The 23,325-nt window shown below is 66.2% G+C and carries 19 protein-coding genes; 4 read left to right on the forward strand and 15 right to left on the reverse strand.

Annotated features, from left to right (window positions below; translation table 11 throughout):
* Nucleotides 1-97: 97 nt before the first annotated feature.
* A complete protein-coding gene (locus C8C96_RS25015; RefSeq protein ID WP_167514358.1) occupies nucleotides 98-241 on the reverse strand; it encodes a hypothetical protein in 144 nt (47 codons plus the stop codon).
* Nucleotides 242-321: 80 nt separating this feature from the next.
* Nucleotides 322-1,608 carry an MFS transporter gene (locus C8C96_RS11675; RefSeq protein WP_121943984.1) on the reverse strand — a complete coding sequence of 429 codons (1,287 nt, stop codon included), beginning with the start codon at nucleotides 1,606-1,608 and terminating at the stop codon, nucleotides 322-324.
* A 176-nt stretch (nucleotides 1,609-1,784) separates the two neighbouring features.
* Here C8C96_RS11675 and C8C96_RS11680 point away from each other — a divergent pair, with 176 nt between their 5' ends.
* Nucleotides 1,785-2,483, forward strand: a complete 699-nt coding sequence (locus tag C8C96_RS11680) for a VOC family protein (RefSeq protein WP_121942412.1) — start codon at nucleotides 1,785-1,787, stop codon at nucleotides 2,481-2,483.
* Between the two features lie 139 nt (nucleotides 2,484-2,622).
* Here C8C96_RS11680 and C8C96_RS11685 read toward each other — a convergent pair whose 3' ends face one another.
* Entirely contained in the window at nucleotides 2,623-5,751 is a 3,129-nt protein-coding gene (locus C8C96_RS11685) for a polymer-forming cytoskeletal protein (RefSeq protein WP_121942413.1), read from the reverse strand.
* Nucleotides 5,752-5,856: 105 nt separating this feature from the next.
* Here C8C96_RS11685 and C8C96_RS11690 point away from each other — a divergent pair, with 105 nt between their 5' ends.
* Nucleotides 5,857-6,792, forward strand: coding sequence for a succinylglutamate desuccinylase/aspartoacylase family protein (locus C8C96_RS11690; protein WP_121942414.1), 936 nt, complete (start codon nucleotides 5,857-5,859; stop codon nucleotides 6,790-6,792).
* 43 nt (nucleotides 6,793-6,835) lie between these two features.
* Here the strand turns inward: C8C96_RS11690 and C8C96_RS11695 are convergent, their stop codons facing one another.
* The 7 genes from C8C96_RS11695 to C8C96_RS11725 all read right to left on the reverse strand — a co-directional run bounded on the left by C8C96_RS11695 (nucleotide 6,836) and on the right by C8C96_RS11725 (nucleotide 15,823).
* Nucleotides 6,836-7,051: a hypothetical protein gene (locus tag C8C96_RS11695; RefSeq protein WP_121942415.1), complete on the reverse strand. Its 216-nt coding sequence runs from the start codon at nucleotides 7,049-7,051 to the stop codon at nucleotides 6,836-6,838.
* A gap of 128 nt (nucleotides 7,052-7,179) precedes the next feature.
* Complete coding sequence (locus C8C96_RS11700; protein WP_233584222.1) at nucleotides 7,180-8,091, reverse strand: DMT family transporter; 912 nt, start codon at nucleotides 8,089-8,091, stop codon at nucleotides 7,180-7,182.
* A 215-nt stretch (nucleotides 8,092-8,306) separates the two neighbouring features.
* Nucleotides 8,307-11,960: a response regulator gene (locus C8C96_RS11705; RefSeq protein ID WP_121942416.1), complete on the reverse strand. Its 3,654-nt coding sequence runs from the start codon at nucleotides 11,958-11,960 to the stop codon at nucleotides 8,307-8,309.
* A 23-nt stretch (nucleotides 11,961-11,983) separates the two neighbouring features.
* Nucleotides 11,984-12,601 carry a histidine phosphatase family protein gene (locus tag C8C96_RS11710; RefSeq protein WP_233584223.1) on the reverse strand — a complete coding sequence of 206 codons (618 nt, stop codon included), beginning with the start codon at nucleotides 12,599-12,601 and terminating at the stop codon, nucleotides 11,984-11,986.
* A 72-nt stretch (nucleotides 12,602-12,673) separates the two neighbouring features.
* The gene (locus C8C96_RS11715) at nucleotides 12,674-13,852 is read right to left on the reverse strand and encodes a two-component system response regulator (protein WP_121942418.1); all 1,179 of its coding nucleotides are present in this window, start codon (nucleotides 13,850-13,852) and stop codon (nucleotides 12,674-12,676) included.
* 161 nt (nucleotides 13,853-14,013) lie between these two features.
* Nucleotides 14,014-14,964 (reverse strand): nitronate monooxygenase family protein, encoded by a 951-nt coding sequence (locus C8C96_RS11720; protein ID WP_121942419.1) that lies wholly within the window; start codon nucleotides 14,962-14,964, stop codon nucleotides 14,014-14,016.
* Between the two features lie 70 nt (nucleotides 14,965-15,034).
* The gene (locus tag C8C96_RS11725) at nucleotides 15,035-15,823 is read right to left on the reverse strand and encodes a pseudouridine synthase (protein ID WP_121943986.1); all 789 of its coding nucleotides are present in this window, start codon (nucleotides 15,821-15,823) and stop codon (nucleotides 15,035-15,037) included.
* A 273-nt stretch (nucleotides 15,824-16,096) separates the two neighbouring features.
* Between C8C96_RS11725 and C8C96_RS11730 the strand changes: the two genes are divergently transcribed.
* Nucleotides 16,097-16,432, forward strand: a complete 336-nt coding sequence (locus C8C96_RS11730) for an ankyrin repeat domain-containing protein (RefSeq protein ID WP_121942420.1) — start codon at nucleotides 16,097-16,099, stop codon at nucleotides 16,430-16,432.
* A 78-nt stretch (nucleotides 16,433-16,510) separates the two neighbouring features.
* Here C8C96_RS11730 and C8C96_RS11735 read toward each other — a convergent pair whose 3' ends face one another.
* Nucleotides 16,511-16,990 carry a TerB family tellurite resistance protein gene (locus C8C96_RS11735; protein WP_121942421.1) on the reverse strand — a complete coding sequence of 160 codons (480 nt, stop codon included), beginning with the start codon at nucleotides 16,988-16,990 and terminating at the stop codon, nucleotides 16,511-16,513.
* A 124-nt stretch (nucleotides 16,991-17,114) separates the two neighbouring features.
* On the opposite strand from C8C96_RS11735, the gene C8C96_RS11740 reads away from it, so the two are divergent.
* On the forward strand, nucleotides 17,115-18,032 hold the full coding sequence (locus tag C8C96_RS11740; RefSeq protein ID WP_099730750.1) for a DHH family phosphoesterase: 918 nt from the start codon (nucleotides 17,115-17,117) through the stop codon (nucleotides 18,030-18,032).
* 98 nt (nucleotides 18,033-18,130) lie between these two features.
* On the opposite strand, the gene C8C96_RS11745 is transcribed toward C8C96_RS11740, so the two are convergent.
* From C8C96_RS11745 to C8C96_RS11760, 4 genes are all read right to left on the reverse strand, one after another.
* Complete coding sequence (locus C8C96_RS11745; protein WP_121942422.1) at nucleotides 18,131-19,357, reverse strand: DUF1501 domain-containing protein; 1,227 nt, start codon at nucleotides 19,355-19,357, stop codon at nucleotides 18,131-18,133.
* A gap of 201 nt (nucleotides 19,358-19,558) precedes the next feature.
* Nucleotides 19,559-21,169 (reverse strand): DUF1800 domain-containing protein, encoded by a 1,611-nt coding sequence (locus C8C96_RS11750; RefSeq protein ID WP_121942423.1) that lies wholly within the window; start codon nucleotides 21,167-21,169, stop codon nucleotides 19,559-19,561.
* A 169-nt stretch (nucleotides 21,170-21,338) separates the two neighbouring features.
* Nucleotides 21,339-22,631, reverse strand: a complete 1,293-nt coding sequence (locus tag C8C96_RS11755) for an MFS transporter (RefSeq protein ID WP_121942424.1) — start codon at nucleotides 22,629-22,631, stop codon at nucleotides 21,339-21,341.
* 148 nt (nucleotides 22,632-22,779) lie between these two features.
* Entirely contained in the window at nucleotides 22,780-23,214 is a 435-nt protein-coding gene (locus C8C96_RS11760) for a thermonuclease family protein (RefSeq protein WP_121942425.1), read from the reverse strand.
* Nucleotides 23,215-23,325: the final 111 nt, after the last annotated feature.

Raw genomic sequence — 23,325 nt, forward strand, 5'->3', positions numbered from 1 at the left:
TTTCAAACAAAAATAGCTGCAGGCGCTTATGCAATATGCGCCTGCAGCTATTGTTTTGGTAGCGCATTCGCCGGGACAGGCGGAGTGCTGGTGTGACCTATTTGTTTTTGTCTTTGCCCTTGGGCATGACGGTGGTCATCGGCGGCATGGGCCGGTCCGATGCGCTGTGTTCCTTGGGCGGCGAGGTGTCCTTTTTGGGTTTCTTCGCCATCTTGTTGCTGCGCTGTTCGCCTTTGGCCATGGGGCCTCCTTGAAAGGTCTCGGGATGGGACCGTGCGAGGATGGTACGTCACAAATTACGCCGCTGGCAGCTGCCGGGGGCTACGCACCTGCGCCTTCTGTAGCCTGCCGCACACCATCACCCAGCGCCCGCACAGCCAGCCGCTGGTCGTAAGCCAGTGCCAGCGCGTTCAGCACGGCAATGCCAATGCCCAGCGCGCAGGTGGCGCCCCATCCGCCCCACAGCCAGGCCACCGACCCCATCGCCGAGCCCGTGGCCGCACCCACAAAGTAGCTGGTCATGTACACCGCGTTCAGCCGCGCGCGGGCGGTGGGGTCCAGCCGGTAGATCACGTTCTGGTTGCTGATGTGCACGCCCTGCAGCGCCAGGTCGGCCACCAGCATGCCCACCACAAACCACACCAGGCTGCTGGCGCCCAGCCACAGCGCGCCCCAGCCCAGCAGCAGCAAACCTACCGATGCGGCGGTGGCCACCTGCGCCTGCCCACGGTCAGCCATGCGGCCCGCCACATTGGCCATGAGTGCACCGGCCACGCCCGCCAGCCCCACCAGCCCAATGCCGGCGTCGCCCAGTCGGTGTGCAGGCCCCGCCAGCAGCAGCGCCATGGTGGAGAACAACACACTGACGGAGGCAAACGACAACCCTCCCAGCAAGGCCCGGCTGCGCAACCGGGGGTGGTGCAAGGCCAGCGTGCCCAGCGACCGCAAGACCCGTCCATACCCCTGTGTCGGTGCTGAAGTCGTATTGCGTGACATGGGCATCACCCACCACAGCGCCAACGCCACGGCCACCATGGCGACGCCCGCCACCCGGTACACCAGCGTCCAGCCGCCCACCTCCGACAGCAGCCCTGCCACACTGCGCGCCGCCAGAATCCCGGTCAGCAGCCCGCTCATCACCAGCCCCACGGCCCGGCCGCTGCGGCCCGGCGCAGCCAGGGTGGCTGCCAGCGGCACCAGCACCTGCGCCGCCACCGAAAACAGGCCGGTGAGCAGCGTGCCCAGCGCCAGCATGGCGTAGTTGTGCGCAAACCCGCTGGTAAACAGTCCCAGAGCGGCCAGCAGCATCAGTGTGGTGATAAGCCGCCGCCGCTCCAGCAGGTCGCCCAGCGGCACCAACAGCAGCAGCCCTGCCGCGTACGCCACCTGCGCCAGCGTCACGATGAGCGCCGCCGACGCGTCCCGCACTTGCAGCTGCGTGGCAATGGAGTGCAGCAGCGGCTGGTTGAAGTAGTTGCTGCCCGCACACAGGCCGCAGGCCACGGCCATGAGCAAGAGCACCGGCGTGCTGAGGTCAGGGGCGCTGGGTGGTGGCGCATCTGGATGAGCGGGTGCACGGGAGCGGGCTGGGCGGTGGGATGAAGTCATGGAGGGTGCAGGTGCGTGCAGGGAGCGCATGCAACGCTCATGCCATGCACGGCTGCCGTCGCCTCGATTTCCAAGAGCTTGTCGTGAAGCTCCGCGGAATTTATGCTTGACCTGTCAGGCAGTGGTCTTCTTCAAACCAAGACCGCACTCCATCTTCGGGAGAAATCAGTGTCAAAATGAACCAGTATGGGCCAGTCGATCCTGCATGTTTTGCTGTCCAAATGACGTTTGGCTTCACAGAGCGGATGGCGTCGCGTCTCGACCACATCACCATCGTCGCACCCAGCCTCGATGCTGGATCAGCCTATGTTGAGACTGCTCTTGGCGTAGCTCCGGGGCCGGGCAGAGAGCATCCCAGCATGGCGACGCATAACCTGCTGCTGGCCCTTGGGCCTTCGGTTTATTTGGAGGTGATCGCAGCCAACCGTGACGCAGCGCCTGTTTCGCGGGCTCGCTGGTTTGGCATCGACGACATACCGGACGGCGCTACACCTCGTTTGGCTGCCTGGGTAGCGAGTACAAATGACATCGCTGCCGCGACCGTACCTGCCATTGGTCAGGTTGAGACGATGCACCGTGACTCCCATACTTGGCGGATGGCGTTCCGTCCAGACGGTGCACTCGCGCTGGATGGGGCTGTGCCGCTATTGATTCAAAGGGCCGCTGATGCCAATCCTGTCGCAGCGCTGCCCACGAATCCCCTTCATTTCAGATCACTTCACATAGTGCATCCTGCGCCCGAAGAAGTGCTCGCACTCTTTGCCGCCATTGGCCTCGCTTCAACACCACGCGTCACAGTCGCTCAAGGAGCGGCATGTGCCTTGGTGGCAGAGATACAAACGCCGTCAGGGCTGCGCAGGCTGGGTGGCGCTTAAGTCCTCGCTCAAGCGGAGCACCGACGGCTGCAATGGGCCACCCGCCGCCAAATTCGACGCCATGGTTTGCTGGTTCCCGTTGGCTCAATATTTGGCATCCATGGAACCCGTCGCCTCGTAACGAGCTGCGGCATATCGCCTACCACCGCACCGGCCCCACCTCATCCCGCCAGAATATCCACCGCCGCGTCTCCACATACAGTGACGTGCTGATGGAGTAAGGGTCCATGCCCGCCTCGCTGCGCTGCAGCCGCACAAGGTAGCCGCCATAGCTGGCCGCCCACAGGGTTTCTCCATCGGGGGATGCATCGACAGCGCTGATCGTGCTGCCGATGTGGTGGTGCCACAGGGCTTGTCCCTCGTCGCTGATGGCATGCAGGTAGCCGTCCGCATCGCCCAGGATCACCAGGCCGGGCAAGGTGACAGATGCGTACACGCGGCAGCGTTCGTCCAGTGGTAGGGTGTCCTCATCGGTCGCTTTTTGCGGTGCCGCCCCGATGGGGATCGAGCAGGTACTGCCCCAATACAGATGGCATGAGTTGGCAAACAGGCGTGTGCCGTCGTGCGAGAACGCCGCGTGGTGGGGGTAAGACGATAGGGGCTCGTATTCGGCCACCACAGCGCCGTGCGCGTCCAGTAGGATGTGGCAGCTGTCCTGGTCACCCACGGCAATGTGACGCTCATCAGGCGACAGGGCCATGTGCAGCATGTCCAGCGCCAGCACGGTGACGGTCTCACCATCAACCTCCTCATCCATCTGGTTCTTGGGCCAGGTGTAGGGGCCATTTTCTTCAAACGTCTGCGGGTGCAGGCGTTGCACTGGGCTGTCGGCACCTTGGGCTGCGGGGTGCAGAAGATACACCCCTGTGGGGTTGCGCAGCAGCACGCGCAGGCCATCGTTGAAGGGAATGATTTCATCGCAGCGCTGCCCCAGCGGGCCTGCCGACACCAGCACCTGCGGGGGCAGGCCTTCGTTGCCGCGCGGCAGGGCAAATTGCGCAATCACGGGGCCATTCCATCCGTGGTGGGTGGTGATGTGCAGGCCGTCGCATTGGGCAAAGCACCGGCGATCGGGCGAGCGGCCCAGGCCCTGGATGGCGGGCAGGGGCGTGTGCTCTGTGCCATGCAGCAACACCCAGCGGGCGTCGCCGTCATGGGCCGCGCCGATGCGGGCGACCACACGGTCATCGTCCACCACAAACACGGGGCCGATGAATTGGCCGGCCTGGGCGGCACGCGCCACATAGGCATCCGGAGCAAAGGCAAAGCGCTGGCGAAACCGCGTGGCAAGCTCTTCGTCGGCCCAGTGGCTCACCACGCGCGCCAGTTGCAGCACGGTGGGCGCCTCGGCCTTGCGCGGGTCTTCGGGCAGGGCGTTGTCGTGTTCTTCGGCGCCCTTCTCCTCATCGCCGCCACCGGCTGTTGCCGAGGCCTCGGCGCGGTTGGCATCGTTGGCCAGCTGGTGCGCGCGGATGGCCGCTACGTAGGATTGCCCATCGGCCTGCCACTGCTCCGACAGCGTCATGAGTTCGACGGGAAACACGGCGGCATCGGGTAGGTCGGGGGGCAATGGGGGGGTGGCCAGCAGTTGCACGGCGGCTTCGATGCGTCGGGCCTCGGCCTGCTGGGCCTGCGCCTCTTCGTGCCGCGCGCGGATGCGGGCCTGCACCAGACCATGAAAGCGCAGCAGGCGGGCAATGTGGTCGGCGGCGCATCGGGGCAGGGGGGCGCGGCTGTCGCTCTGGCGCTGGGCGTAGCTGAACTCGACGGCGGCAGGCCCCTCGCGCGCCTCGTCCACCTGGATCTGGTAGGCACTGTGGGCGTTGTCTTCGTCATCGCCCGGCGCGTCGTCACCGTTGCGCCAGCTGTATTTGAGCGCGCGGCCCCAGGGTTCGCCGTCGTGCATGCAGGGCTGGCGCGCCCCCACCCAGACCTCGCCCTCCCAGTAGCCGTTGCGGTCGCTGTCCCACCAGTCGTTGTACTGCTCGGTGAACACGGGCAGGCTGGTCAAGGCCTCGATGTGCTCTGCCGTCAATGTGGCCTGCAGGCGCTGGTAGAGCGGGTAGCGTGCGCGGTGCTGGCCCACGGCCTTGCGCACATAGTCCAGCACTCCGCGCCAGGCGTGTTCGCAGGCCTTCCAGGCGTCGGGGTCGTGGCCGGGCTCGGCGGGGGGCGCCAGCACCTGCCACTCCCCAGGCTCGCCCTGTGTGTAGCGGCGGTACAGCAGCGTGCGCTGCGCTACCGTGGGGGCAGCATGGCGCCACAGCTTGGTGGCCAGGCGCTCCAGCCAGTTGCGCGGCGCGGGCACCTGCTCCACCGACAGGTAGAAGTCCCAGGTTTTCCACACCGTGATGAACACGTTGTCGTCGCGCGCGTCGCCTTCTTCGTCCACATGCCGTTGGCACAGTGAGAAATCAGTCTGCTGGAACCAGCCGTAGGCTTTGTGTTCCTTGTGTGCAATCACTGGCGTGTGCACCACGGCCAGGATGTTGTCGATGCTGATGGTGTTGTCGGCGCACAGGTCGTCGGCCACAGGCTGGTCGGCGTGGATGTCTGCGCTGCTGCGCACCGCGCTCTGGCCTGCCCGCACGGCGGCCAGCACCTGGCGGCGGCTGATCATGGCAGCCAGGCCGTCTTCGCCGGCGTCCACGCCCTCGTGGAACTCGGGGGCGAACACGGCACCCACGATCTCGGCCGAGAACTCCGCACGGTGCGGCACACCGCGCACCTCGTCCAGCAAAAACTCCACCTTTTCTGGGCCTGTGATGTCTACGTGGTATTCGTCGGTGAACAGCGTCACCCGGGCCTGCAGCCCACCACGCACGCGCAGCTCGCCATGGTTGTAGTGGCCCCAAAGCAGGTCATGCACCTGCAGTGCACCTTGCACACACACCAGCTGTCCGCCGATCACGGCGTTCTGCACATGCAGGTTGCCGTTGACGACCAGGTGCGTCGTGCCATCGGTGTCGGCGCTGGTCAAGGCGCCGTCGATGCGCAGGTCTCCATCCACCACGATCACAAAGGGCGCACGGGGCACGGAGGCCTCAATGGGGCCGTCGGGTTGCTCTTGCAGCCATTGGCGCAGCGGGCTGCCCTGGGCCAGGGGGGCGTCGAGGTGCAGCGCAGGCCAGTGCGCGTCGCCGGTGATCCACAGCACGGGTTCATCAGCCAGGGCCTCAGGGTCCTGCGCCAGACGCTCGGCCATCCAGCAGTCGGGGGGAATGCGGTGGGCCAGATCGGCCAGTGGGCAAAGTCGGGCAGTGGGCATGGGCAGGGACGCAGGAGGGACTCAACCGGCGGGCATCGTACACCGCGCCCAGCACTGATCCGGCTTTGCGCAGACAATGATGTGTCATCTTATTAATTCATTGCCATGACGCAGAACCCCCCCGTTTTTGAAGTCCTCCCCCGCGACCTCTCTGCCTACCGCCAGGGCAATGTCGGCATCGACTATGTGCACCGCTTCGAGTCGGGCAAGCCTGGCCCGCATGTGCTCATCAATGCACTCACGCACGGCAACGAGATCTGCGGCATGGTGGCGGCCACCCACCTGCTGGACACGGGTGTGCGTCCCCTCATCGGCACGCTGACCATCAGCTTTGCGAATGTGGCCGCCTACGAATCGTTTGACCAGAGCCGTCCGTTCGAGAGCCGACAGCTGGTGCACAACCTCAACCGCATCTGGTCGGCGGCCGAGCTGGACGGCACGGCCGACAGCCCCGAGCTGCAGCGTGCCCGCATCCTGCGCCCCGTAGTGGCTGTGGCCGATCACATCCTCGACATCCATTCCACCAGCCAGGACGTGCAGCCGTTCTGGGTGTACCCAGCCTACCCGCGCAATGCGGAGGTGGCGCTGGCCATCGGCCGCCCGCCGGTGCACCTGGTGATGCCCAGTGGCCTGGGTTCGGGCACGCCGCTCATCCAGCACGGTCGCCACGGGCAGGACGAGGGAGATGGGGTGGCGCTGGTGGTGGAATGTGGCCAGCACTTCCGCCAATCGGCGGCCGACATGGCCACGGCGGTGGCGCTGGACTTTCTGGCGCACTTTGGCCTCATCGCACCGGTGGCCGACCGGCCCACGCCCGCCGAGCAGCGCCGCTACGAGCTGCTGGAGACCTGCATGGTGCGCACGTCGGACTTCCGCTTCACAAAGCCCGTGCAAGGGTTTGAGGTGTTTGCCAAGGGTGACCTCATCGCCACCGATGGGCCGCACGAGATCCGCGCGCTGTGCGACGACTGCACCATCCTCATGCCCACCCGCGAGCCCATCGTGGGCCGCGAGGCGGTGTACCTCACGCGGCCGATCTGATCCGGCTGGGGCGGCAGGGAGGTCTAGGGCGTGGGCGCCCGGGCTATTTCTTGAAACGGATCTTGCCGTCCTTGACGTACTGGTTGAACTGGTCGGGTGGCAGTGCCGCAGACCCGACGATGTCTTCTTCGACCGACCAGCTCAGCGTGGTGCTGTCCGCGCTGGTGGTCACCTCGATCGGGCCCTCGGGGATGGCGATCGGGGTGCCGTCGCCCGGTGTGTAGGTCACGTGGCCGTGCACGGTGGCGTGTTGTGTCATGGCGATTTCCTTGCGGCAGTGCCGCTGTGTTCATCGCTTCATTACAGGGTGAACTGCCTGACTGCCGTGTCAGCGCATGCCGCGCCGGAGCGACGGCAAGTGGCCGGTCTCGCACCGGTTCGCGCCGGTCAGGGTGGCACCACTGCCTGCGTGCGCTCCTGGCGCACCAGGTACAGGCCGCTGCCAATGATGATGGCGCCGCCCAGCAGCGTGCTGTAGCCTGGGACCGTCTGCCACAGCACCCAATCCAGCCCCATGCCCCAGGCCAGCGCCGTGTATTCAAATGGCGCCACCACGGAAGCCTGCCCGTGGCGAAAGGCTTCGGTGATCGCCAACTGGCCTGCAAACCCTGTGATGGCGAGCCCTGCCACCAGTGGCCAATGCGCCTGTGCCACGCCCACCCAATGCGGCCAGGCCAGCGCGCCGGCACCCAGTGCCAACAGCGTGGTGGTCCAGAACACCAGGCTGGCACTGGAGTCGGTGCGGGTGAGCATGCGGCCCGTGATGGCCGACACCGCATAGCAGGTGGCTGCCGCCAGCACGGCCAGCGCTCCCAGGGTAAAGAACGCCTCCTGATTGGGTCGCAGAGCCACCAGCACGCCCACCATGCCCAGCGCAATGGCGACCCAGTGGGCAGCGCGCACCTTCTCGCGCAGCACCACGGTGGACAGCGCAGTGATGAGCAGCGGCGCAATGAAGAACAGTGTGTAGGCCTCGGCCAGTGCCAGTTCACGGATGGCAAATGCAAACAGTGCCAGCATGGCCACATTGAGTCCGCCGCGCAGAAAATGCAGGGGCCAGCGCACCTTCAGCAGCCGTGGCACCTCGCCACGCCACAGCGCATAGAGCGCCACCAGCGGCAGCGCAGCCCAGCCCCGCAGCGCCGCGACCTGCATGGCGGGATAGTGGGCGCTCAGCGTCTTGAGTAGCGCATCCATCAGCGAAAAGAAACCCACCGCAGCCACCATGGCGATGATGCCGCGCAGGTTGCCCGAGGGCATCGACAGGCCTGCAGAGGCATTGGGTTGCGCTTCAGACATGGTGCGGCCCTGTGGCTGTGCGCGCGCAGGCCAGGCCTCGCTGGCGGTCATGTGGGACAGGAGCCTGTGCGGAGAAAAGGCGCGGCAATGGCGGGCTGGGCAGGTGCATGAGAACGTGGGCCCTGCGGGATCAGCCTGTGGTGTGGCCAGACCATTGCAGGGCGTGTGCGGCAAGGCCAAAAAGTGTAGCCCAGGCGCGCTGCGCCGCGGTGCTGTCAGCCCGCTGGCGCGGCGGGCATCTGCGTGCTGGCAGGGGGGGTATCGCTGCTGCTTCCGCCGTCCGCCGAGGCGAGGATGGCATCAAGTAGCGCCAGCGCCTGCAGAAAGTCGAACCCATCGATGGCCTGTGCCAGCGCCTGGGCGCGGTCCGGGTAGTGCTGCAGCATCGCCGGGTGCAGTTCGGCATATGCAGCGCTGGCATCGAGATCGTCACTGGCCAGCAAGGGCCGCAGCGTGCGCAAGCCTTGTCGCAGGTGGTCGGCACTGGCGGCAGGGTCTGTACTTGTTGTCTGTGCAGAGGCATCCACCACAAAGCGCAAGGATTGCACCAGCTGTTGCAGTCGTGCATCCAGGTCTTGCAGCGCGTGTTGGGTGTCGGCGTCCAGGCCCCCTGGCGGAGCGGCCTGTACTCTGGCCTCGGCTTGCTGCGCTGCCACCTGCAAGCCGGTGAGTCCTGCTGTACCCGCCAGGCCCTTGAGGGTGTGCAAGATGCGCTGCGTTTCGGCCAGGTCACCGCCTTGCCAGGCCTGCAGAGCCTTTTGCGCGTCCTGGGGGTGTTCCATCACCATGCGCTGCAGCAGCCGGACCAGCGCTGCAAAGTTGTTGCCCAGCGATCGCAGCCCCTGCTCCAGCTGAAAGCCCGCCACGCCCTGTAGCTGGGCCCGCACCCGAGTTTCATTCACCAGCGTGGGGGGCTGTGCCGCGACGCTGGGCGTTGGGGCTGCGCCGTCTGCGTCCCCGGCGTGGGGCAGCAGGCGCGCCAACACCCGTGCCAGTTGTGCCGGGTCCACGGGCTTGGGCAGGTGGTCGTTCATGCCCGCAGCCAGCGCGGCGGCGCGGTCTTCGGCGAAGGCGTTGGCCGTCATGGCCACGATGGGGGTCTGTGCGTGACCCGGCAGTGTGCGGATCTGCCGCGTGGCTTCCAGACCGTCCAGGTGGGGCATCTGTATGTCCATCAGGATCAGGTCGTAGTGATGTTCACGCGCGCGCTCCACGGCCATGGCCCCATCGCCTGCCACATCCACTGCAAAGCCCAGTTGGCGCAGCAGTTCTCCCGCCACTTCCTGGTTCAGCGCATTGTCTTCGGCCAGCAGCAATTGCAATCCCGAGGTGAAGCGCACCGGCGCATCGGCGGTCAGCGCGGGCGTAGCGGTCTCAGGCAGTTGGGCACGGTTCCACACGCGCACCAGCACTTCGTCGAGTGCAGTGGGCAGCACAGGCTTGGGCAAGAAGGCGGCAAACGGGCCTGCATCCACCTCGTCGGCCGGGCAACTCAGGCTGCCGCTGACAAGAATGCAGGCCGGGCGATGTTTGAGCGGCAGTGCGCAGATCTGTTGCCAGGTCTGGGTGCCGTTCAGGCCTGGCATCAGCCAGTCGGTGAGCACCAGCTCGTAGGGGTCCCCCACTTCGTCGGCTTGCGCTACCGCCTGCAGCGCAAGCGCGCCAGACGATACGGCATCGGCCCGCGCTCCCAGGTGGGTGAGCATGTCGGCCAGCAACTCGCGGGCTTCCTCCATGTCATCGACCACCAGGACGCGGGTGCTCGGGGGCAGGGCCTGGACATGTTGTGTGGCGGCCGCCTGTGTGCTGATGCCAAAGGGCGCCTCGAACCAGAAGGTGCTGCCCCTGCCAGGCTCGCTGCGCACGCCCACCTGCCCACCCATGAGGTCTGCCAGTCGGCGCGAGATGGCAAGCCCCAGTCCTGTGCCGCCATGGGTACGGGTGGTGGAGACATCGGCCTGCTGAAACGCGAGGAATAACTTGCCTTGTTGCTCGGGGCTCAGGCCGATGCCGGTGTCGCGCACCTCAAAACGCAAGCGCACCTCGGTCGCTTCGCGGTGGATGACAAAAGCATGCAATGAAACGCTGCCGCGTTCGGTGAACTTGACCGCGTTGCCCATGAAGTTGGTCAGGATCTGCCCCAGCCGCACTCCGTCGCCGTGCAGGATGGGCGGCACGCCCGCCAGCTCGGCCATCACCTCCAGGCCCTTGGCCTCGGCCTTGTCGCCGGTGATGGTGAACACGTTGCTCACTACCTTCTCCAGCTCGAAATCAGTCGGGTCCAGGGCCATCTTGCCCGCTTCGATCTTGGAAAAATCCAGAATGTCGTTGATGACGGCCAGCAGGTGCATGGCAGCGCCGGACACCTTGTCGAGCTGCTGGCGCTGGTGCGGGTTGGTGGTGTCGCGGCGGATCAGGTGGGTCAGGCCGATGATTGCGTTCATGGGCGTACGGATTTCGTGGCTCATGTTGGCCAGGAAGGCGCTCTTGGCCTGGTTGGCCTCGTCGGCCATGGCCTTGGCGCTGCGCAGCTGCGCGTTGGTGTGCTGCAGCTCCAGGGTTTGCTGAGCCAGGGCCTGGCTGGTTTTTTCGAGATCGAGCGTGCGCTCAGCCACCAGTTGCTCGAGCTCGTCGCGGTAGCGCGCCAACTCGCGCTCGGACTGCTTGCGGTTGGTGATGTCCACCCAAATGCCTGTCATGCATTCGCGATCGTGCATGTGCAGGGGGCGCATGGACACCCAGAAATCCCGGATATTGCCGTTCTTGTCGCGCCGCTGGGTCTCAAAGTCCAGCCCCCCCTCCGCTACGATACGCCGTAGCTTGTCATCGACTTTTTGGGTGTCGGGGTTCAGCTGCAAGTCGTACAGGGTCATCTGGGCAAACTCTTCGCGCGTGTAGCCCAGCGATTCGTACGTGGCGTCGTTGAAGCTGACGAACTGCAGGGTCTGCACATCCAGCACCACGATGCCAATGGGGGCCTGGCTGATGATGTTGGCGTGCAGTTCCTCGCGGTCATGCAGCTCTGTCAATGCAAGGCGGCGCTCGTCCTGCGCTTTCTGGAACGCCAGCACGGCATCTGCCATGTCGCCAATGAGGGTGCCTTTGCGCGCGGCCACCGTCTTGATCTCGGCAAAAGTCTTGTAGTCGCTGAGTCCACTCTCGCCGCGCGCCAGTTTTTGCAGCAGGTGGTTGAGCCGGTCCAGTTGCCGCGATGTGGATCGCGAAAGCCAGAACCACAGCAACAGAAAGGCCAGCGTCGCCAGCGTGCCGTACAGGCGCATCTGGCGGTTGAAATCCTTCACCTGGTTGCGCGTGGTGGCTGCATTCTGGACTGCGTGGTCCATGAAGGTCTTGGCGATGTCCCCCATCCGCAGGGCAAACACGCCGTAGTACGCCGTGGCACTGATCAGGTGTTCGCCAGCCAGAGACTGGTCGATGGACATCTGGTCCGAGCTCATCAAGGCGAACTGGCGAAACTCCTGGAAAGCGCTCAGCGCGGCGGGGTAGTGGGCCCGGATGTGCGTGAAGTCATGGGTTGTGGTCAGTGCGGTCAGGTCTTTTTCAAGCGCCGCCATTTCGTCCACGATGAGTGCGTGCAGCTGGTAGGCCTTGGCTTCGTCCACCTCCCGGTACTTGGAGGCGGTGAGGGCCTGTGTAAGCCGCAGCTTGATCTCCAGCAGTTGGCGGCTGATGGCTTCTGCCTTGGCAGCCACCTCGATGTCTTCTTCCTGGCTCTGCAGCGCTTGGAGCTGTACGGCCTGGGTGCGGTGCTGCACCGCGTAGTCAAACCCGACGCCTGCCAGCACGGCCAATACCACTGGTAGGAAAAATCGCAGAAAAAAGCGTTGGCGCTTGAGCAGGCGGAGCATGGGGCAGTGAGCGCCGTGTGGGATCAGCGTTTAGGGTTGGGGGGGAGCAAAGTGTCCCAGTGCGACGGGGGGATGCTGCCCAGGTATTCAAAGCCGGACGGCCCGAGGGGACGAAGCAACACCATGGTTCCTTCGGGCTTGACGAAATAGCCCATCAGGTCCGCCATGTTGGGGGCGTGCGCCACGATGACGCGGTTGGTGCCAGCGGGGACAGGCGCTGACACCAGTGCCCGCGTGGCGGCAATCACCGGTATTTTTTGCTCGCTGGTCAGGTTGGCGGTGTAGGCCAAAAGGGGCTCTGCGCGCAACAGCTGGGGCTGGGTGGCAAAGGTGAGCTGTGCGCTCTCGCGGGCCCGGCACAGTGGGCTGTGAATGACTTCACCCACCGGCACCCGCGCCCGCTGCAGGATGAGGCCCAACTCACGTGCCTGCCGGCGTCCTTCGTCGCTGAGCACCCGCTGGGTGCTGCAGTCGTTCAGGTCTACCTGCGGGGCCCGGTCGGCCCGCGTGCTGTCTGAGGCGCCATGGCGCAGGTACAGCACAAAGCCACCGTTGCGCAGCTGGGCGAGCAGGGCCGCATCCGCCAGTTTTTCCTGAAAGGCCGGGGTCTGTGCGGCCGCAATGCCCGTCCATACCGTCATGCAGGCCAGCGTCATTCGGGCCAGACGGTGTTGTGGTTTGGCTGCAGGGGGTGGGCAGCAGGGCGGCATGGTTCAGTCCTCGGCGTGCTCTGCAGGGTGGTCGGAAAATCGCTCGGCAATGAGGGAAAACTGCGGCACCAGCTCCAAAAACGCGTCGCAGATATCGGGGTCGAAATGCTGGCCACGGCCGTTGCGGATGATGTCCACCGCATCGTCCAAGGTGAAGGCCCGCTTGTAGTGGCGGCGCGAGATCAGTGCATCAAACACGTCGGCAATGGCCATCAGCCGGGCTGGCAACGGGATGGCGTCGCCCCGCAGGCCTTCGGGGTAGCCTGAGCCATCCCATTTCTCGTGATGGCCCGCTGCGATCTGGCGCGCTGTCTCCAGAAACTGCAGCGCCGGGTCGCCCAGTGCGGACTCGGTGGAAAGATGCTTGCTACGGCCGACCTCCAGCACGTTGCGGATGGCCTCTTCGATGGCATCAGCGCCAATGCGGGCGTGGGTCTTCATGATCTCGAACTCTTCAGGGGTGAGCTTCCCCGGTTTGAGCAGGATCGCGTCAGGGATGCCCACCTTACCGATGTCGTGCAGCGGCGCAGCCTTGGCGATCTGCTGGCGCTGGTGGGCGCTGCCCAGCAGGTGCTGAAAGCGGGGGTGGTCCTGCAAGTGCAGCATCAGTGCCTCGATGTAGGCCTGGGTGCGGTGCAGGTGGTTGCCGGTTTCGTTGTCGCGCTTTTCGGCCAGCGTGGCCATGGCGTGCAGGCTGAAGTCCTTGATGAGTTCGTTTTCTGCCATGCGCCGCTGCACCTCGGCGTCCAGGTAGCTGTTCTGGTCCGCCAGCCAGTCGCGCGCGGCCTTCAGTTCCAGATGGGTGCGCACCCGCGCCAGCAGCACGGCGGGCTTGATGGGCTTGGCCACATAGTCCACGGCGCCCGCTTGCAGGCCGCGTTCTTCGTCGGCAATGGCGTCGAGGGCGGTCACGAAGATCACCGGGATCTCGCGGGTCTCCGGCGCTGCACGCAGGGCCGCCAGCACCTCGTAACCGTCCATCTCCGGCATCATCACATCGAGCAGGATGATGTTGGGCACCGGCTGGGTTTGGGCGACCTGCAAAGCCCGCTGCCCCGAGTTGGCCACGCGCACGTGGTAGTACGGGCGCAGCAGCTGGCCAATGACGGTCAGGTTTTCGCGGGTGTCATCGACGACCAGTACCGTTCTGAGCAGGGCTTTGTCATCGGTCGGCAAAAACATGGTCGGAGTGCTTTCGGGCTACCACGCAGAGAATCCGCTGGAGTGTAAGCGCATGTTACTGCGCTTACAGGGGCTGAGAAGCTTTCCATGGCGCGGTGGTCGGATAGCTCAGCGCAACCGAGCATCGCCGCCGCTGCTGCTGCCGGACGACCGGCCCGCCTTCAGCCAAACGACTGCGCTGCCGCCATGGCACCCATGCGCTGGCTGATGGCAAAAAATTCCGCCACGGTGTCTTCAATGATCTGCTGCGCGGTCTTGACGGAGTCAATCAATCCCGCGGTCTGGCCCGCCAGCGCAGGGGCCGCCTCCATGTCACCGTCAAAGTACACGCGCTGGATGCCTGCAAAGCTGTCGGCGGGCATCAGTCCCGCCTCGTGGATGGCCTGGGTGCGCTGCGACTTGAGCGCGCGGATGCAGGGGCTGGCCTTGGTGTTGAGCATCCAGGTGCCGGTGACGTCCGCATCGACGATGGCGTTCTTGTAGTTGGCGTGCACGGGGCTTTCGGCGCAGCTGACAAACCGTGTGCCCATCTGCACCGCCTCGGCCCCCAGCGCAAAGGCTGCGGCCATGCCGCGCCCGTCGCAGATGCCACCTGCCGCCACCAGCGGCACGTCCACCCGCGCGCGAATGGCCTGCAGCAGCACCAGGGTGGAGACCTCTTCGGGGTTCTTGAAACCGCCGCCTTCACCGCCTTCGACCACCAGGCCGTCAATGCCTGCGTCCACGCATTTCAGCGCGGCGTCCACCGTGGGCACCGCGTGGTACACGGTGATGCCCGCGTCCTTCAGCGGCGCAATGAACTTGGCCGGGCTACCCGCCGAGGTGGTCACAAATTTCACACCCGACGCGCACACAAAGCGCAGCATGGCGTCGTCCTTCAAAAAGCGGATGGGCAGGTTCACGCCAAACGGCAGGCCCAGCGCGCTCATCTTGGTGATCTCGGCTTGGCAGTTGGCCGTCTCGCCGGAGGACGTCTCAATGATGCCCAGCCCACCCGCGCGTGACACCGCCGAGGCCAGCTGCGTGCGCGCAATCCAGCCCATGGGCGCCTGGATGATGGGGTAGCGCGCGCCCGTGTGGGCAAGGACGCGGTTGGTGGCGGGTGAGGTCATGGGCAAGGTCTCCTGATTTTTTGAGAGCGCCCATTATTTCGACGGGCATGCCGTCGCCGTGTCGCCCGCGTTACGGGGCCTGGGCGGGGGGCTCGTGCCAGGGCAGCTTGGCAAACAGGCGCTGCCAGTCGGCACATGGCACGGTGGAGTCGTCGGCGGGGGCGTGCCCGCAGTCCCAGTCCGCGGGCCCCGGCCAGCGCAGCCCGCTGTCGAAGGTCATCGCCACCCCCGACACCGGGTGCGGCACCGTCAACTGCCAGGCATGCAGCCACAGCCGCTGCTGGCCCAGCCGCTCGGCCCACCAGCGGTTGAGCGGGCCCTTGCCATGCGTGGCATCGCCAATGATGGGGTGCGCCAGGTGCTTGAGGTGGCGGCGGATCTGGTGGCGCCGCCCCGTGGTCGGAATGGCCTCGACCAGCGAGGCGCGGGTGGTTGCAAAACGCGCGTCGCTGGCCTCGGGCAGCGTGAGCTGCGCCAGCCGCCGAAAGCGTGTGTGGGCGTCCTGTACGGCGGCGTCCGCAGGCGCATCGTCGGGCTTCAAGGCATGGTCCACCTCGATGGCCTCAGGCGCCCAGCCGCGCACCATCGCCAGGTAGCGCTTGTGCGTGGCGCCATGCTCAAACGCTTGTGACAGCGCGCGCGCCGCATCGCTGTGCAGCGCCATCACCAGCACGCCGCAGGTGCCCTTGTCGAGCCGGTGCACGGGGTACACATGTTGGCCCAGCTGGTCGCGCAGGGTCTGCATCACAAACCGCGTCTCGCCCGCGTCCAGCCCCGTGCGGTGCACCAGCCAGCCTGCGGGCTTGTACACGGCCACCAGGTGCTCGTCGCGCCAGAGGATCTGCAGGGGAGGGGGCATGGAGGAATGTGTGTGGGCCATCGCGGGCTAGGGATCCTCTGCACGAATCTCGCTGGCCAAGTGAGCGCAGCGGATCGGGAGGGGCTGCAAGGCGCAAAACGCAGCAATAGCCGTAGCTATTGCGAGTATTTGCAACGCTGCAGACCGCCCGAGGCCGCTGATGCACACGGCGCGCTGATTCGTGCAGAGGATACCTAGGGGAAGGCGCGGATTGTGCCGCACGCCCCGCTGCCTACACTGGCCCCGTTCAACCCTTGCAAAGGATGCCCAGGTATGTCCGCTGGAGACTGGAAAGACATGTACGCCGCCGCCGTGGCGGGCGACCTGGCGCTGGTGCGCCACCACATCAGTGCAGGCGTGAACCCCAACTACCAGCATCCCGAGATCCTTTGCACGCCGTTGGTGGCGAGCCTGATCCACGGCCACCACGAGATCGCTCACTACCTGCTGGCTCATGGGGCTGACCCAGCGCTGCGATCGGACTTTGACGACATGACCCCGCTGGAGGCCGCGCGCCGCTACCGGCGCACCGAGTTCATCGCCTTGCTGCAGGCGCAGGGCGCCAAGGAAGAGCGCAAGCCGTTCTGGTGGCGCTGGTTGCCCATTTAACCCCCTGGGTTGCTTGGCGTCCTTTTCCCCGAGGGACGCCACCCGTGCGCTGCGGCGCTCACCGGGGCCGCGCCCGTCTCAATGGGGTGACTGGCCGGCGTGTGCTGCTTCTTTCGCCCTGAGCTTGGCGCCGATGTACTCGCCGTGCGTCACATGCAGCAGGCCGGCCACCTTGCTGATGGTGTGCATCTCGTTCTCGTCCGGGCGTGCGTCCGCGTAGGCGACCTGCCACATGGCTTCAACGAGCTGGATTTTCTCGTCCTGCGTGAAATGCTCGTTCAGCTGGCTGGTGAAGCGCTGGTAGTCGTAGGCGGTTCTGGAGGTGGCTGCGGCCTGTTCCAGCAGGCGCTGCAGTTCATCGTCACTTAGTGCAAATTGCCGGTGCAGTGCAGTCTGCATCACGCTGCGCTCCGCATCGCCCACCGCCGACTGGGTCCGTACCACCTCCACCAGCAACACGGCGGCTGCCAGTTGCACAGACCGCGCACGCTCTGCAGGAGATGGCACGGGGTTCAACGGGGTGAGGCTTTCAAGCAGGTCTTTGAGGGCTTGGAACATCGTGTGGTTTGCTGGCTGCGTCAGTAGGGTGGAGGCGTTGGGGATGGGGTTGGTTCCGCTGACGTGTGCTGGCTGCGCACGTTGCGCTCGCTGCGGCACAAAGCCCCGGCGACAATCGGGGGCCATGACGAAGAAAACCATACTCCCCTTGCAACTGCTGGTTGCCCCCGACAAGAACGACCCCGCACCGCTGATCCTGTACCACGGGCGCAATTGCCCCGATGGCTTTGGTGCGGCGCTGGCGGCATGGCTGTACTACGGCGACCAGGCTGAATACGTGGGGCTGGACCACGGCGATGTCAAGACCGTGGACGACCTGCCGCCCCTGCAAGGCCGCGCGGTCTACATCCTCGACTTCTCGTTTGCCAACGAGGTGATGGCCGCCATCGACGAGCGCGCCGCCAAGCTGGTCATGCTGGACCACCACAAGAGCGCGGCCGAAAAGCTCACCGGCTTTGCCTGCCGCTGCGGTGTGGTGCACTTCGACATGAACAAGTCGGGTGCGCGGCTGGCGTGGGAGTTTTTCCATCCGCACGAACCGATGCCTGCCCTGTTCAAATACGTGGAAGACCGCGATATCTGGAAGTGGGAGTTTGCCGAGAGCGCTGCCTTCCTGTCAGCCCTGGACATGGAAGAGCAAGGCTTTGCGCGCTGGCGCGAGATTGCCGACTTCACGCCCGATCAGCTCCAACAGTTCATGGTGCGCGGCGAGGCCATGGACCAGAAGTACCGCAAGCTCTGCGCCGACATCGCCGAAGGCGCGCAGCCGCTGGTGTTCAACGGCATCACCGGCCTGATGGTCAACGCCCCCGGCATGTTCCACAGCCTGGTGGGCGACATCCTCTCGGCCAAAACGGGCACCTTTGCGCTGATGTGGAGTGCAGGCGAAAAGGGCGTGAAGGTGGGGCTGCGTGCGCAGCGCAACTTTGACTGCATCGCGCTGGCCGAAAGCATGGGCGGCGGTGGCCATGCGCAGGCCTGCGGCTTCAAGATGAAGGTGGAGCGCCTGCCAGAGCTGCTGACAGGTACCTTCAACGCGTGATGCCCGGGCGATTTTGAGGATAAATCGTCTGTAGCGCTACATTTCCATGCCTGAGTAGCTATCAAAAATATAGTGAATGATATGGCGCGCCAGCGCGGCTAAACCAGCCGCAGGTCGGCCCCCTGGGTCCCTGGAAACACCCGCGCCACGGCCGCCGCGTTCAGCCCGTACATGCGGGCGAACAATCCCCCCAACACACTGCGGTAGTCGTTGAGCACGGGGTAGTCGCGGTTCTGGAACAGCGTGGTGGCGGTCAGCGCCTGCTGCTCTCCCGCGATGCGGCCGCCATTGACCCCGCCGCCCAGCACCCAGAACACCGTGCCGTGGCCATGGTCTGTGCCCCGGTTGCCGTTCTCGCGGAAGGTGCGGCCAAACTCGCTGATCACCACCACCACGGTGGACTTCCACGCGGGGCCCATCTCGTCGGCAAAGCCTGCCAGGCCCCGGCCCAGTTCCTCCAGGCGGTTGGCCAGCGTGCCGGTGGCGGCGCCCTGGCCCACATGGGTGTCCCAGCCGCCCACGTCTACAAAGCCGAGCTGGTAGCGCGACTGCATGAGCCGCGCCATGCGCCGGGCCGTGCCTTCAAATCCCTTGGTACTCAGCGCATTGCGGCTGGCGGCCTCCATCTCGCCCTGCATGGTGCGGGCGACCTCATCGCGGGTGGCAAAGCCTTCGTTCACGGGCGTGGCCAGCGGTGTGCCCCGGTACATGGAGGCGATGAGTTCGGCCTGCCGCGCATCTACACCACCGCGCCCCGCGCCTGCGCTCAGTGCGGTGTTGGGCACGTCCACCGCCCCGCGCAGCACCAGGGGCAGGGTGCTGGTGAACGCCATCGGCTGCAGCGCCACCGGGGCACTGTCGGCGCGCGGGTTCAGCTCCGCCACCAGCCGGTTCAGAAAGCCCGATCGGTAGTCGCGCCGCCCGCCCAGGGGCTGGCCCAGCTCAATGCTGTCCTGGGTGTCGAAGTGGCTGCGGGAGAGGTCGTCCGTGCCCGCGAACGGCACAAAGGCGAGCTGGCGCTGCTGGTACAGCGGCAGCATCGATTCAGCCAGTGCCGGATGCAAGCCCCAGTCGGGCGTGAGCGGCAGGGCGCCGCCCTCCTGCCCCGGCCGGGCGATGGCGATGTTGGGCCGCGTCTCGTAGTAGTAGCTGCTGGCCGTGGGCACCAGCAGGCTGGCGCAGTCGTAGCCACCGCGCAAGAACACCAGCAGAAAGCGCGCGTCCTGCGCGCGGGGTGCGGCGAGCACGCTGGCGCTGTACACGCCCAGGCCCGTGCCGAGTGCGCTGGCGCCCAGGGCCTGGAGAAGGTGTCGTCTACAAAGCATGGGGCTGTCCTTTCAACCTATTCAATGGCGCCCGAACGCATCATCGGCTGCTGCGCAGGCGCGTGCGCGGCCAAAGCGATGGCAGCCGTGCAAGGGCCGCCCCGCCGCACGGGCTGCGTCCCCCTTCCCGAAGGGCGAAGCCATTCGAGAGAAGGGGGAAGGCGCGAAGCGATTCAGGGGGATGTACTCCATCTCTTCTCCTCATCCGTGCATGAACTCAGGGGATGCGAGGAACAGCAGATTCCATTCGCGCGGTGAGGTGGCCTGCGCCAGGGCGCTGCGCGTGGCTGGGGACCACGTGGGCTCCAGCGTACGCACGTAGGCGGTCTGCGCCAGGGCCGGGGGCGTGCGCGGCGCGGCGCGGGGTGCCGCGTCATCGTTCGCTGGTGGGGCGGCCATGGCGCCTGCACCCAAGGCCCGCGCCATCTCAAAGCGCGTGCTCATCTGCCCCGAGCCTGACCATGTCGCGGAGTCCAGCGGGTAGCCATCGGGCGTGACACGGCCATAAAAAGGCTCGGCCAGCCGTTGCAGCCAAGCCAGCGCAGGGTCGGGGCTGGGCAGCACGGCATCGCCGTGGGCCAGGCGCAGGCCCGCCAGTGCGTAGTGCAGCGGGTCCCGAAAACGCTGGCCCAGGGATGCGCGGAACTCTGGTGTGTGGAACAGCGTTTCCAGCACTGCCGCAATGTCGCCGTCCGTGCGCTCAAAGCTGCGGGCCAGTGTCTGTAGCAGTGCAGGGGGCGGGTTGTCGCCCACCAGAAAGAGCGCGATCTTGCGGGTGATGAAGCGCGCGGTGGCAGGCGCACGGGCCAGGCGGTCCAGCGCTTCTTCCACCTCGGCCAGGCCTTGGGCGCGGAGCGGCTGGCCGAGCAGTGTTTTGGGGTCCCAGTCATGCCGCTGCGGGTTGAATTCAAACAATCCCTCGCGCACGTAGTGGCGAAGCAGTGCGGGCCTCATGCGCGGGGGCTCGTCGCCCGGCGGCCGCTGCGACACGCCCACGCCGGTCAGCACGCGGGCCAGCTCCTGCACGTCCTGCTGGCTGTAGCCACCGTCCACGCCCAGCGTGTGCAGTTCCATCAGCTCGCGCGCGTAGTTTTCGTTGATGCGGCCTGCGGCGTTCTGCGCGTTTTCCAGATAGCGCAGCATGGCCGGGTGGCGCACGGTGGCACCCAGCAGGTCGCGAAAGCGGCCCAGCGCGTGGGGGCGCACCGCACGCTCTTCGTAGTCGCCCACCAGGGCGCGCAGGTTGCCCTTGCCTGCAAACACGTTGAAGTGGTTCATCCAGAACCAAGTCATCTTCTCGCGCAACTGGCTGGGCGAATACAGCGCGCGCAGCACAAACCGGGCGGCAGCCTCTTGCTGCAGGGCGCGCATGTCCTGCTGCCAGGCCTTGAGCGCGGCCTTGCGCTCGTCCTCGGTGGGCAGGGCCTTGGCGGCGCGGTTGCGGGCTTCCATGTCGGCTGCAAGCGCCTCGATGGGGGTGCGCGAAATGGCCATGGCGTCGATCTGCGCCTGGGCTTCGCGGGGCAGTGCGGTGTGGACACCTGGGCGCAGTTGCGCAGCCAGATACGCGCTGATGCCCAAGCCGCCCAGCGCTTGCGTGCCCTGGGCGGTGCAGCCCCAGGTCACGCGGTCCAGCAGGCGGGCCAGGGTGGGCTCGTCGGCCGCGCTCCAGGTGCCCGGGCCTGTTGTGTGGGGCACTGCGGCTGCGGGGGGCGCGGCTTGTGTGGCAAGGGGGGCGCCAAAGACGGCGCAGCCCGCCAGGCCGAGCAGCAGGGTGCGGCGGTGGAGGTGCAGTGGGTTAGTGGGGGTCATGGGGCCTCGCGGGCAGCCAGCCAATGGCTGTCCGCATGGTGCCGCTGCCACCACCCGCATGCAAGCCCGCACGGCCGGTTTTACCTGCGCGACACAAACGCCAGGGAGGATGTATCGAGGGGTATCTTCAAACCCCCAGACATGATCGCCTGAGAACAGGTTCTCGGTGCTATGGCGCTGCGCCCGTGGCCTGTGCGGCCTCCTCAAAACGGTCTACCTTGCGCAGGGTCTGGAACGCCATCATCCAGCCACCCACCACACCCAGCGTGCACAGGCCACCCACGATGGCGGCGGGCACCACGCCCAGCCATGCGGCGCTGGTGCCCGCGCGGAATTCGCCCAGTTCGTTGGACGAGCCGATGAACAGCATGTTCACCGCGTTCACCCGCCCGCGCATGGTGTCGGGCGTGGAGAACTGCACCAGAGCGCCCCGGATGTACACGCTCACCATGTCGGCCGCGCCCGCCACCAGCAGCGCCGCAAACGACACCCAGAACAGCGTGGACAGCGCAAACACCAGGTTGGCCACGCCAAACACCGCCACCGCGATGAACATGGTGCGGCCCACTTGGCGGTTGAAGGGCCGCATGCTCAGGTACAGCCCGGCGCTGACCTCGCCCACAGCCATGGCACTGCGCAGCGCACCCAGGCCCGCCGGGCCCACATGCAGCACCTCTTGCGCATAGATGGGCAGCAGCGCCACCACGCCGCCCAGCAGCACGGCAAACAGGTCCAGCGAGATGGTGCCCAGGATGATGGGCCGCGTGCGGATGAAGGTGATGCCCGCGCCAAAGCGCTCGAACATCGTGCCTTGCGCGGGGCCGGGTGCCGTGGCGTGGGCCACCACCACGCGCAGCAGCAGGGCCACCCCCAGCACAAAACACGCGCAGCAGATGGCATAGGTCAGCTCGCCGCCGCCCAGCGCATACAGCAGCCCGCCCAGCAGCGGCCCGCCAATGCTGGCCACACGCATCAGCATGCTGTTGGCGGCGATGGCCTGGGCCAGTTGTGCACGGGGCACGATCTGTGGCAACAGGCTCTGCATGGCCGGGCCCGAGAACGCGCGGGCACAGCCATACAGCACCAGCACGGCATAAATGCCCGCCACCCCACTGCTGCCGTGGCCAGACAGCCACCAGAGCAGGGCGCTGCACAGGCCGCCCACCGACCAGGCGATCGCCAGGATGCGCTTGCGGTCAAAGCGGTCGATCAGGTCGCCCGCGGGCAGCAACAAAGCCAGCATGGGCAGAAACTGCGCCAGCCCCACATAGGCCAGCGCCAGCGGCTGCCGGGTCAGGTCGTACACCTGCCAGGCCACCACCACCGCCTGTACCTGGGTGGCGATGACGGCCACCACGCGGGCGACCAGAAATGAAACAAAACCGGTATGGCGGTAGACGTTGGCAGGTTCGGCGGGCGCGGCAACAGCAGCGCTCGGGGTGAGGGGCTCAGGGGTGGGCATGGATAGGGTCAGCGGGGGAAGCATCCGCCCGATGCGGCGATGCTCCCAAACGGCGGGAGGCCAGATGCTAGCGATTGTTGCGCCGGGCTGCAGTCAAGCGTTGGTAAAGCCTCGCAGTGGGCGCGCTGATGACGAGCATTCGATGGCTTCAACGGCGCTGCCGGTGCCGGTAGTCCCAGGGCGCCAAAGGCCGCTTCTGGGACCACAGGCCCGCATGCTGTGCCTGTGCAGAGCGCTGCAAGGGCGCCAGGTGCGGGTAGTGGCTGGCGTAGGGCGTGTACACCCAGGCCATGCCTGCGCGCACCTGTGCCGTGGCGGCATCGGTGCCACCACAACGCACCTGCGCCACCATGCGGCCGTAGCTGTCCTCATCCACGGGTTGTAGCGTGGCCCGTTGTCGAAAGCACAGCTGTGCCAGGTGCTGCCGCGACTTCTGCCCAAACGCCTGCCGCGACTCGGGCGCATCGATGGCGGCGATGCGCACCTTCACCTGCTGGTAGGCACCAGGTGGTCCGCAGCGGGCAGTGAGGGTGTCGCCGTCGCTGATGGCAACGACCAGGCAAAACAGGGAAGCGAGGGGCACAGGGAGCTTGGGTGTGTGTTTGCAGGCACTGGCGCCAGTGTTTCTTGCAAAAATGGAGCGATTTGGCTGGGTGCGCCACAACGGCATGCTTTTGTAGCTATTAATAGTATA

Origin of the sequence: Acidovorax sp. 100, assembly GCF_003688355.1 — a bacterium.
In the GTDB taxonomy this organism is placed as follows: domain Bacteria; phylum Pseudomonadota; class Gammaproteobacteria; order Burkholderiales; family Burkholderiaceae_C; genus Acidovorax; species Acidovorax delafieldii.

Excerpts from the sequence above, each read along its gene's own strand:
- C8C96_RS11685 (WP_121942413.1), bottom strand. The coding sequence starts at position 5,751 with ATGCCCACTGCCCGACTTTGCCCACTGGCCGATCTGGCCCACCGCATT.
- C8C96_RS11690 (WP_121942414.1), top strand. The coding sequence starts at position 5,857 with ATGACGCAGAACCCCCCCGTTTTTGAAGTCCTCCCCCGCGACCTCTCT.
- C8C96_RS11680 (WP_121942412.1), top strand. The coding sequence starts at position 1,785 with ATGAACCAGTATGGGCCAGTCGATCCTGCATGTTTTGCTGTCCAAATG.
- C8C96_RS11675 (WP_121943984.1), bottom strand. The coding sequence starts at position 1,608 with ATGACTTCATCCCACCGCCCAGCCCGCTCCCGTGCACCCGCTCATCCA.
- C8C96_RS11730 (WP_121942420.1), top strand. The coding sequence starts at position 16,097 with ATGTCCGCTGGAGACTGGAAAGACATGTACGCCGCCGCCGTGGCGGGC.
- C8C96_RS11715 (WP_121942418.1), bottom strand. The coding sequence starts at position 13,852 with ATGTTTTTGCCGACCGATGACAAAGCCCTGCTCAGAACGGTACTGGTC.
- C8C96_RS11710 (WP_233584223.1), bottom strand. The coding sequence starts at position 12,601 with ATGACGGTATGGACGGGCATTGCGGCCGCACAGACCCCGGCCTTTCAG.
- C8C96_RS11740 (WP_099730750.1), top strand. The coding sequence starts at position 17,115 with ATGACGAAGAAAACCATACTCCCCTTGCAACTGCTGGTTGCCCCCGAC.
- C8C96_RS11725 (WP_121943986.1), bottom strand. The coding sequence starts at position 15,823 with ATGCCCCCTCCCCTGCAGATCCTCTGGCGCGACGAGCACCTGGTGGCC.
- C8C96_RS11735 (WP_121942421.1), bottom strand. The coding sequence starts at position 16,990 with ATGTTCCAAGCCCTCAAAGACCTGCTTGAAAGCCTCACCCCGTTGAAC.
- C8C96_RS11720 (WP_121942419.1), bottom strand. The coding sequence starts at position 14,964 with ATGACCTCACCCGCCACCAACCGCGTCCTTGCCCACACGGGCGCGCGC.
- C8C96_RS25015 (WP_167514358.1), bottom strand. The coding sequence starts at position 241 with ATGGCCAAAGGCGAACAGCGCAGCAACAAGATGGCGAAGAAACCCAAA.
- C8C96_RS11750 (WP_121942423.1), bottom strand. The coding sequence starts at position 21,169 with ATGACCCCCACTAACCCACTGCACCTCCACCGCCGCACCCTGCTGCTC.
- C8C96_RS11695 (WP_121942415.1), bottom strand. The coding sequence starts at position 7,051 with ATGACACAACACGCCACCGTGCACGGCCACGTGACCTACACACCGGGC.
- C8C96_RS11705 (WP_121942416.1), bottom strand. The coding sequence starts at position 11,960 with ATGCTCCGCCTGCTCAAGCGCCAACGCTTTTTTCTGCGATTTTTCCTA.
- C8C96_RS11745 (WP_121942422.1), bottom strand. The coding sequence starts at position 19,357 with ATGCTTTGTAGACGACACCTTCTCCAGGCCCTGGGCGCCAGCGCACTC.
- C8C96_RS11700 (WP_233584222.1), bottom strand. The coding sequence starts at position 8,091 with ATGTCTGAAGCGCAACCCAATGCCTCTGCAGGCCTGTCGATGCCCTCG.
- C8C96_RS11755 (WP_121942424.1), bottom strand. The coding sequence starts at position 22,631 with ATGCCCACCCCTGAGCCCCTCACCCCGAGCGCTGCTGTTGCCGCGCCC.